The following is a 9,777-nucleotide window of genomic DNA, read 5'->3' on the forward strand; positions in this document are numbered from 1 at the left end:
TCTTGGCCCTGCGCCCGACCTCCCGTCCTGGAAAGGAAATGCCATAATGCATACTGCAAAACGGTACTGGACGGTCCTGCCCGCCATAGTCCTCATGGCCGTCTTCATGCTCGGTCCCATCATCTGGGCCTTCTACGGGTCACTGACCAATGTCTCCCTGAGTGGGCCCACCGCCACAGCGCCCGCCTTCGTCGGCATGAAGAATTATTCACACCTCTTCACCGATCCAAGTTTCCCCAGATCCGTATGGCTGACTGTGATTTTCGTCGTGGTCAGCGCCATAATCGCTCAAAACTTTCTGGGCTTGGCCCTGGCGGTCCTCCTACAGAGAGCCAACAAAATCGCCGGCAAGTTCGTCTCCACAGCCGTCGTGGCCGCCTGGGTCATGCCCGAGATGGTTGCCGGGTTCGCCTGCTACGCCTTCTTCTCAAAAGAGGGCACCCTCAATCAGATCCTCTCCCTTTTTGGGGTGCATGGGTCGGAATGGCTCTACCTCTTTCCCATGTTCGCGGTCATATTGGCCAACATCTGGAGAGGTACGGCCTTTTCCATGATGAACTACCAGGCCGCCATCGGTGAGGTGGACCGGTCCCTGACCGAGGCCGCCGTGGTCGACGGTGCCAACGCCTGGCAGGTCTTCATCCATATCACTGTTCCCGTTATCAAGCAGACCATAGTGACCAACCTCATGCTGATCACCCTGCAGACCATGTCTGCCTTCACTCTGATCTTCGTCATGACCTCCGGTGGGCCCGGAGACAAGAGCACCACACTGCCAGTCTTCGCCTACAAGGTGGCCTTTAAATTCGGCGACATCGGCTACGGGTGCGCCATCGCCGTGGTCATGCTCTTCATCGGTGCGATTTTCGGCATCGTCTATGTCAACGCTCTCAAGGACGAGAAAGGGGTAACCAATGAGTGAAGCAATCAGACAACCGGTTGCAGGCCGGCGCCCGGCCCGGACGGTCGGGCACAGGGGGAGGCTGAACACCCCAACCTCGCCCACCAGGCATGGCCTGTCCGCCTGGCTGTCCTACATAGCCATGGGAGTTGTCTTCGTGGCCTTCATCCTCCCCCTGCTCTGGCTCTTCTTCGCCGCCTTCGACGGGGAAGCCACCTTCCAGACCAAGATTCCCCGGCATTGGACTCTGAAGAACTTTGCAGCCATCATGACCAAGGACCAGACCTTCCTTCCCCTGTGGAACAGCTTCCTGATCTCGGCCGTGGTGACGGTGATCGTCCTGGCTTGCGCCGTTCTGTGCGCTTACCCCCTCTCCCGGTACCGGTCCAAGTTCAACAAACCCTTCCTCTACACCATCCTCTTCGGCACCTGCCTGCCGATCACCTGTCTGATGGTCCCGGTCTACTCCCTCTTCGTCATGCTCCACCTCCTGGATTCAATGACGGGAACCATACTCTTCCTTGCGGCATCCTCCCTCCCCATGGCCATCTGGATGACCAAAAACTTCATGGACTCGGTCCCGGTCGAGTTGGAGGAGGCCGCCTGGGTGGATGGGGCCAGCATGCTTAAGTCCCTGCGACTGGTGGTGGTTCCGCTGATGAAGCCGGGGCTGGCGGCCGTCAGCATCTTCATACTGATGGGTACCTGGGGGAACTTCTTCGTCCCCTACATGCTCCTCTTGTCGCCCAGCAAGCAGCCGGCCTCAGTGACCATATACTCCTTCTTCGGCCAGCATGGGATGATCATCTACGGCCAGTTGGCCGCCTTTTCCCTGATCTATTCCCTCCCAGTGGTGATCATGTATGTCATCGCCAACCGCTTCCTGGGGACATACTCCCTGGCCGGCGGTGTGAAGGGGTGAAAAGGCAGTTGCGCGGCGAAGGCCGGTGCCAGGACCGTGCCCATCGTGGCGGAATCCGAAAGGGCAGGGTGTCGTCCTCGGTCGGCCGGGTAATCTCGTAGGGGAGGCATGATGGGAAGTCATCCTCCCAGCCGTCTAACCGCAAGGAAGTAGACAAATTCACAACCACCAGGGAAAGATTTGTGATGATGGCATAAAAAGGTGTGCGGAATGCGGTGCAGGCGGTGGCAACCGACAAAGAAGTAAACTAAACTAACTTTTGCACAGGTTGCAAAAGACAATGTACGTGCGGGGTCTTCTGGGACCCGCCAACGAGGAGGTTGAACATTGGGATTCACGCGTGAGGAAAAGGTCTTGTGGAGGCTGGACAGGCTTCTGGGCCAGCACCTGCAGAACGCCCTGTACCGTCACACCTGTCCTGTTTCAATCGAGTCCTGGGACGTCGCCGGCGAACCCGTCGACTTCCAGACGGCCAAGCAGGCCGAATACCGGCCTATGTCGGTCGGGGACCCGTGGGGAACGGCCTGGGACACCTGGTGGCTTCACGTGACCGGCCAGGTGCCGGCTGAGTGGGCCAACGAGGCGGATACCCGCCCCGAGCTGGTCGTCGATCTGGGCAGGATCGGGCTGGGACCCGGCTTCCAGGCCGAAGGCCTGGTCCGCCGCCCAGACGGGACCGTGATCAAGGCCGTGGAGCCCTTCAACGGGTGGGTGCCGGTGCCCGAACCAGGCCAGCCCTGCGAGTTCTACATTGAGGCTGCATCTAACCCCCAGATCTCCAACGGTGGGTCCTTCCACCCGACCGAGCTGGGCAACGAGGGGGTGGGCAAAGAGCAGGGCATCTACCGTCTGCAGCGGCTGGAGCTGGGCTTGCTTGACCTCCAGGTCTGGAACCTGATCCAAGAACTCAAGGTCCTCGAGGGTCTCCTGCACGAGGTTGACCCCACGCGTACCCGCTATGCCAACATCCTGGATGCCATCGAGGCCGCACTCAACAGCATCGACCCCAATAATGTGGCAGGCACCGCGCGCCGTGCCCGCCAGTGCCTGGTGGATGTGCTCAGCGCACCCGCCACCAAGGGTCACACCGTCTATGCCGTAGGCCACGCGCACATCGACTCCGCCTGGCTCTGGCCCCTCAGAGAGACCCCGCGCAAGGTGGCCAGGACCTTCAGCAATGCGGTCGAGCTGGCCGACGAGTACCCGGACTTCATCTTTGCAGCCTCCTCGGCCCAGCAGTACCAGTGGCTCAAGGACAGCGAGCCCGATGTCTACGAGGGTGTCAAGCGCAAGATTCGCTCCGGCCAGTTCGTCCCCGTCGGGGGGATGTGGGTTGAGAGCGATGCCAACCTGCCAGGTGGCGAGTCCCTGGTTCGCCAATTCCTCCAGGGTGGCCGCTTCTTCCAGGAGGAGTTCGGCGTCACCTCGCACGTCGCATGGCTACCGGACAGTTTCGGCTATTCGGGCGCCTTCCCGCAGATTGCCCGCCTGGCAGGCATGGACTACTTCCTGACCCAGAAGATTTCCTGGAACGACACAGACACTTTCCCCTTCCACTCCTTCATGTGGCAGGGAATCGACGGGACGGAGATATTCACCCATTTCCCGCCGGCAGACAAGTACAACTCCGATGCCTCCCCGGCCGATGTAGCTCGCTCCGAGAAGAACTTCACCGAGAAGGGGAAGGGGGCTTCCAGCCTGCTCCTCTACGGCTGGGGTGACGGCGGTGGCGGGCCCACCCGCGAGATGGTGGCGGCGACCGAGCTCCAGAAGAATCTGGAGGGTGGCCCTCGGGTTCTGATGACATCACCGGAGACCTTCTTCCGCCAGGCCAAGGAAGAGATGAAAGACCCGCCTCGTTGGGTGGGTGAACTCTACCTGGAGCTCCACCGTGGTACGGCCACCTCCCAGGCTGCGACCAAGAGCGGGAACAAGCGTAGCGAGTCCCTTCTGCGGCAGGCCGAATGGTGGGCCAGCCAGGCTGCCATCCTCTGCGGGACCCCTTACCCCTACGAGGAGTTGCAGGAGATCTGGCGTAAGGTCCTCCTCTACCAGTTCCACGACATCCTTCCCGGATCGGCCATCGCCTGGGTCTATGCCGAGGTGCAGCGCTCCGACAGGAAGATTTGGGCCCAGCTGGAGGAGATCATCGACAGGTCCCTCAAGGCGCTTGCCGGCAGCGGCCCGGTCCAGCTGGAGGCCAACGCAGGGCCCCTGAGCCAGGAGGGTGTCCGCGCCGGTGCCGTGTCCGCACCCGTCAGTACCGCCAGTGGCCAGGCACGCAGGGAGGGCGACGATACGGTCCTCGAAAACGACCGTGTCTCCTTCCGCATCGACGCCAGAGGCCATGTGATCTCGGCCGTCGACAGGGCCTCCGGCCGTGAGGTGATTGACCCGGCTGCCCCGGCCAACGTCCTCCGCCTCTTCGTCGATGCCCCCGCCCACTGGGATGCCTGGGATATCGACAAGACCTACCAGGACATGGAACTGCCTGGTGCTCAGGTCGAGGGGACTGCTCTGACCGACCAGGGGACCGTGACCGTCTCTGGGACCATCGGCCAGTCAACCTTCAGCCAGGAGCTCAGCTTGGATGATGACACTGATGCCCTGGTGATTCGCACACACGTGGATTGGAAGGAAAGCGATAGGTTGCTCAAGCTCTCCTTCCCGACCAACCTCTACACCAAGGAGTCTGTCAACGAGATCCAGTTCGGTCATCTGACCAGGCCGGTCACCGAGAACACCTCCTGGGAGCAGGCCAGGTTCGAAGCCGCGGCCCAGCGGTGGGTGCACATCCAGGAGGGCGATTTCGGCGTCAGCCTGGCCAACTGCACCAACTACGGCCATGACATCCACCAGTTTGTCCTGCCGGATGGTAGGCCGGGCACACGCATCCAGATCTCCCTCCTGCGCGCCCCCCACTTCCCCGATCCTCGGGCCGACCTTGGAGAGCACGACTTCACAGTGGCCCTGGGTGTGGGTACCGACATCAGGCGGGCCATCCGGATGGGTTACAGGCTCAACGTCCCGGTCCGGCGGTTGACAGGCGCCCACCCGGTAGACCCCCTGGTCGAAGTGGACGGGCAGGATGTGCTGATCGAGAGCGTCAAGCTGGCCGAGGACAGGTCGGGCGATTTGGTCGTCCGCCTTTATGAATCCGCCGGTGCCCGTTCCCGTGCTCGGCTGACCGCCTGCTTTGATTGGTCCAGCGTCGACGAAGTGGGCCTCATGGAGGTTCCCTGCGATGCTGTCCAGCCGGCCATACGGTCCAAGGGTGAGGACGGGATCGACCTTGAGCTCCATCCCTTCCAGATTGTGACCCTGCGGTTCCACAGGTCCTGAATCGAGTGAAAGGTGTCGTCCGACAGGTTGCCGGAGGACACCTTTCGCAATCCGCCTGTCAGATCGCCGATCGGTCTCTCCCGGGCATCCCCGGGGCCGGGCCGGGTGTTAGATCGTGGTCCAATATGGCGCTGGCAGCTCCAATGGCGGCGATGTCGCCCCCCAAGGTGGTCGACAGGACCTTGAAGTCATGAACCTGCCTGAGGACGGACCGCCGCCTGAGAACTTGGGCCACTCTATCCAGGTAGATGTCTTCCAGAAGGTGCCAGTAGGGACCCCCGAAGACCACGGTGTCCATATCCCACAGGTCGGTCAGGATGGTCACAGCCCTGCCGATTCGCCCTGCCGATTCCAGGAGGAGGTCTCGGCAGACTTCATCGCCACCGTGGGCCCGTTGGCAGAGCGACTTGAAGGCCTCATCCAAGAAGGGGAGGTCAGCGGAATCGTTGAAGGCCCGCGGGTCCTGCACGTGGGTAGGAGCGGGGAAGAGGCCCTCCTTCTCAGCCTGTTTGACCAGGGAGCGTGGATCGCAGGTGACGGCCACGCACCCCCTTTGCCCACACCAGCAGGCAGGGCCTGAGGTGTCGACGACGATGTGTCCCATCTCTCCCACGTTGCCTGTCCTACCTTGGTAGACATGGCCATGCCTGACCGTCCCGAAAGCGATGCCCAGGCCCATGTACATGAATAGGAAGTCCTGGCCGGTTTCCTCTCCCCTGCCCGCCCAGGTCTGGCCATGGCAGGCGGCAGTCACGTCTTTCTCCATGAAGACGGGTAGACCCGTGCTCAATTCCAGGTCGTGGGCCAGTCGGACGTTGCGCCAGCCGGAGAGGTTGGGTGGGTCGAGCACGGTCCCCCGTCTTGCATCGACTGGGCCGGGGATGGCTATGCCTATTCCCCCCATCCTATTTCCGGGAATTCTGTTGCGTCCAAGCAGAAGAGAGACCGTCGAAGCCAGTGCTGCTATGGCCTGTGCAGAGTCGTCAGGCAGGTCGGGCAGGTCTCTGTCGATGATATGGCCGGCCAGATTGATCAGAATGACGGTGGTCCTGGCCGGTTCCAGATGGATTCCCACAGCATAGCGGCCATCGGGATTCAACCTGATCGCCGTGCGGGGCTTCCCCCTGCCCACCGTCACCGTTCCTTCCTCTTGGACCAGTCCACTGTCAATCAACTTGCGGACCATGTTGGTCACCGTCTGGCTGGTCAGGCCGGTCAGGTGGGACACCTCCACACGACTGATCTGTCCGGCTTTTCGGATGGTGTCGAGAACCACACTGCGGTTGTAATCGCCGACGGCGGTAAGGTTGGTCCCTTGCAGGAAGGGGGATTCTGACTGTTTGGAAAGGGACATTCTTGCCTCATTGATCGATGGTTTCCGCATCCCTGGTCCGAGCAAGTGCGGATGGATGGCCCTTTCGGCATCGGGGAGGGTTTCTTGTATGTCATTGATTTTATTGGCATGAAGCGACGTGGATGGGTAAGCAGGGCGGGCGTACCGGGCCAGGACCGTGTTGGAAGGGTAGGGGCTGATGGCCCCGGACCGGCCGATTCGACTGATGAAGTCCTCCCCGTTTTACGCAGTGGCTGGTCTCTGTCTTGTCATCTGCAGATGGCGAAGTGGCGGCCGACGTTGATTCCCCCTACGCGGCTTGGAAGAATCATCACTGCGGGGCGGTCCGATTGCCCTCGCAAGTGTGCTGAGGGAGGGAGCTCCGATGAAACAACCGACTCAATACGCACCACAGTATGTTCAGAGCGCTACAGGCCCACGTTGGCATTCATCGTTTGCAAATACTGGATACTCTGATGAAGCATATTGACAATTCTTCCGGCCAAGACGAGCCCTTCCCTATCCACGCATCCGGTCTGTGCAAACAGGTTTCGCCCAGGAAAGGGGAGAGCATAACTCTTCTGGACAATGTGGAATTCACTGCCTCCTGGAGAGCCATGACCGGAATCGTAGGGCCATCGGGTAGCGGCAAATCAACCTTGCTCTACTGTCTGGCTGGTCTCGAACCAGTCAATTCCGGCAAGGTTGAGGTCCTGGGTCATTGCATTTCTGCCATGGGGCCTGCAGCGTCGGCACGGTTCCGGCGTGCGCACCTGGGCTTTGTTTTCCAGTCTTATAATTTGGTGCCTTCGATGAGTGTGGAGGACAACCTCAAACTGCCCTTCATCCTGCGTAAGACCCGCTGGCCGGAGGACCAGGCGGCTAAGCTGCTGACCAGACTCGGTATCAGGGAGCTGCTCAAAGCCAACGTGACTCTCCTGTCAGGGGGCGAGCAACAGCGTGTGGCCCTGGCCCGTGCGCTGATTTCGGATCCCGAAATCATCTTCGCTGATGAGCCTACGGGCGCCCTTGACCAGAGGACCGGAGATGCGGTCGTCAATGAGCTCGTTGCCTTCGCCAATCGGCCGGGCCACGCAGTAATCATGGTCACCCACAGTCCGGAAGTCGCCTCCCGCTGCAACACACTGGTGCATCTCCGTGACGGTCGCATATCAACAGATGACAAGGTTCCCATGCTGAAAGCGAGCATCTGATGCGACTTCTACTACGAGATTTCAAAGATGCTCCCTTGGCTTGGTCTGGCGTCATGCTCGTGCTGATCGCCACGCAGACCATGGTCGGCCTGCTTGCCATGATGATCTCTTCGGCTAGGGGCTTGGGCGACCTCCCCGGCATGGCTGAGCAAGGCCGCACCGCCTACCAAAATTTGATGATCCCCTTTGCGGCTCTTCTCATTGCTGCAGTGCTGATCGTTCTGCAAGTCGTTTCGTCGGTGATCAACCAGCGGCGACGCAACCTCGCGCTTCTGGCCTTGCAAGGCGCTACACCCTGGCAGCTGACCTCGCTGACCTGTTTGCGCGTGTTCATCTTGGCGCTCGCGGCCAGCTTGGTCTCGCTGGTGGCTTCTTTTCCGCTGGTCCGCCCCCTCTATGCCTGGGAGACTTCGCAGTTCCTGATTGGCAGGCAGCCTTTCATCGCTGGCTACCAGCTGGCTTCCTGGGCAGTAGGAACCACATGCGGAGTATTGGTGGCCTTGATCGGCACGCTGCTGACCATCCGAACCATCAGTAGGATCAGTCCCGTGGAATCACTGCGGGCCGCAATCAGCCCTCCAAAAGCAGCGGGTCTGGTTCGTCGTATCGCCGCTATTTTGTGTTTGTTGGCAGCATCGACAGTCATGCTGATGCCGATTATGCAAGCGCGGACCATCCCTGATGAGCAACTGGTCCGTTTGCACACTGCGGCACCCATCCTGCCCATCGCCATGGGCAGCACTTTCGGCTTCGTGCTCATGCTGGCCGCAATCTGCTTGGCTGGTCCTTCTCTGCTGGGCACGGTCACCAGCGGTTGGACCAGGCTCATCGTTCTCCGCAAGCCCTCGTGGCTGGTTGCTTGCCGGCAAGCCAGTACCCGCATGCGTAGCCTCAGCTCCACGGTCATACCGCTGGTTGTGGGGGTTTCATTGCTGATGATGACGGATTCCTTCTACCAGACCAGCGCCGAATCCAGTCGCTTGCTGCCTCCCAACCTGGATGTCAGCAGCTCCGACTTCTCCATGCTCATTACGCTCCTGGGTCCCGCGCTGGTCGTCACGCTGGCTGGAGTATGCGCAGGATACCTGATCTCAGCCCATGGTCGAAGCCTGGATCTGTCCCTCATCTCGATCGCTGGCGCGGACCCGAACCAACTTGAAATCATGGCCGCTCTTGAAGGGTTCATCATGGCAACCACCGCCGTGCTGATATCCTTCACCTCCAGCATCCTGCCGGTCATTGCTTACGCTGCCGGATTTCGCAAGGTATTTGGCGTTGCCAGCATTGGCATACCTTGGACTCACTGGGCGCTGGTGTACCTGCTGCTGACTTCGGCGGCATCACTGGCTTCGTGGGCCACGGTGCACAAATCAGCAGGTCGTTCCCCTGCCGGTGTGGTAGCACAGTACACTGGCGAATGAACCTGGGCATCCTCGGCATGCGGCGTGAGGGGGCGCGATGAAGGGCATGGCAACCTACCTATTCGAGCTGTTGAGCAATCAACGCTTGACCAGATTTGTCATGCCTGTGCTGAGCCTGGTGTATACGCTTCTCTATGTCAGCGCCCCCATGTTTCCTCCAGTCTGGGCCGAGAACATTCCTTTGCCCGTTTGGAAGACGGTCATCGGCCTGATCGGATTCCTGTGTTCCTGCCTGCTGTATTGGAGCAGGCAGCTTCCCCTGCTCATCACGACAATGGAGACCCTGATATACATCGGTCTGTCATTTGCCACTTCGGACGATAGCTTCCTGATACCCCTGGTGGGCGCTCTCTATTTCTGCGTCTGTTTATCACCGGTACCCAAGATTGCGGCAGGCGTGGGTGAGGCAGTCGCGGCCGTCAGTCTGGTCACCGTCAGCATGCATGCCGGGCACATGCTCTTTCTGGAATGGTCGGCCAGAATGGCTGTCATCATGGCGGTCGCGGCCGCTGCCGTAGCTGTCAGGTCCTACCGGATTCGACGCGAGACGCAGCAGCATGAGGAGCGGGAGCGCATCCGCTCTGAGATGCTTGCCAGACAAAGGGATCTGGCTATATCACGAGCCCAGGTGGCAGGGGAGTTGC

General features: G+C 60.6%; 7 protein-coding genes. 6 read left to right on the top strand and 1 reads right to left on the bottom strand.

What is annotated here, in order from left to right; genetic code table 11:
- Nucleotides 1-46 precede the first annotated feature (46 nt).
- From AC0AP0_RS00715 to AC0AP0_RS00725, 3 genes are all read left to right on the top strand, one after another.
- Nucleotides 47-922 carry a carbohydrate ABC transporter permease gene (locus tag AC0AP0_RS00715; protein ID WP_110425917.1) on the top strand — a complete coding sequence of 292 codons (876 nt, stop codon included), beginning with the start codon at nt 47-49 and terminating at the stop codon, nt 920-922.
- On the top strand, nt 915-1,823 hold the full coding sequence (locus AC0AP0_RS00720; RefSeq protein WP_121912864.1) for a carbohydrate ABC transporter permease: 909 nt from the start codon (nt 915-917) through the stop codon (nt 1,821-1,823). Before AC0AP0_RS00715 ends, AC0AP0_RS00720 begins: the two co-directional genes overlap by 8 nt.
- A gap of 327 nt (nt 1,824-2,150) precedes the next feature.
- Entirely contained in the window at nt 2,151-5,165 is a 3,015-nt protein-coding gene (locus tag AC0AP0_RS00725; RefSeq protein ID WP_490428873.1) for an alpha-mannosidase, read from the top strand.
- 58 nt (nt 5,166-5,223) lie between these two features.
- On the opposite strand, the gene AC0AP0_RS00730 is transcribed toward AC0AP0_RS00725, so the two are convergent.
- On the bottom strand, nt 5,224-6,519 hold the full coding sequence (locus AC0AP0_RS00730; RefSeq protein ID WP_490428875.1) for an ROK family transcriptional regulator: 1,296 nt from the start codon (nt 6,517-6,519) through the stop codon (nt 5,224-5,226).
- A 455-nt stretch (nt 6,520-6,974) separates the two neighbouring features.
- On the opposite strand from AC0AP0_RS00730, the gene AC0AP0_RS00735 reads away from it, so the two are divergent.
- The 3 genes from AC0AP0_RS00735 to AC0AP0_RS00745 form a co-directional block, all read left to right on the top strand.
- Nucleotides 6,975-7,712, top strand: a complete 738-nt coding sequence (locus tag AC0AP0_RS00735; protein WP_490428876.1) for an ABC transporter ATP-binding protein — start codon at nt 6,975-6,977, stop codon at nt 7,710-7,712.
- 35 nt (nt 7,713-7,747) lie between these two features.
- Nucleotides 7,748-9,133, top strand: a complete 1,386-nt coding sequence (locus AC0AP0_RS00740; protein ID WP_490428877.1) for an FtsX-like permease family protein — start codon at nt 7,748-7,750, stop codon at nt 9,131-9,133.
- 37 nt (nt 9,134-9,170) lie between these two features.
- On the top strand, nt 9,171-9,777 hold a 607-nt coding region (locus tag AC0AP0_RS00745), incomplete at its 3' end, for a hypothetical protein (RefSeq protein ID WP_490428878.1).

The organism is Bifidobacterium sp. POST2/T3 (B1) (assembly GCF_058197115.1).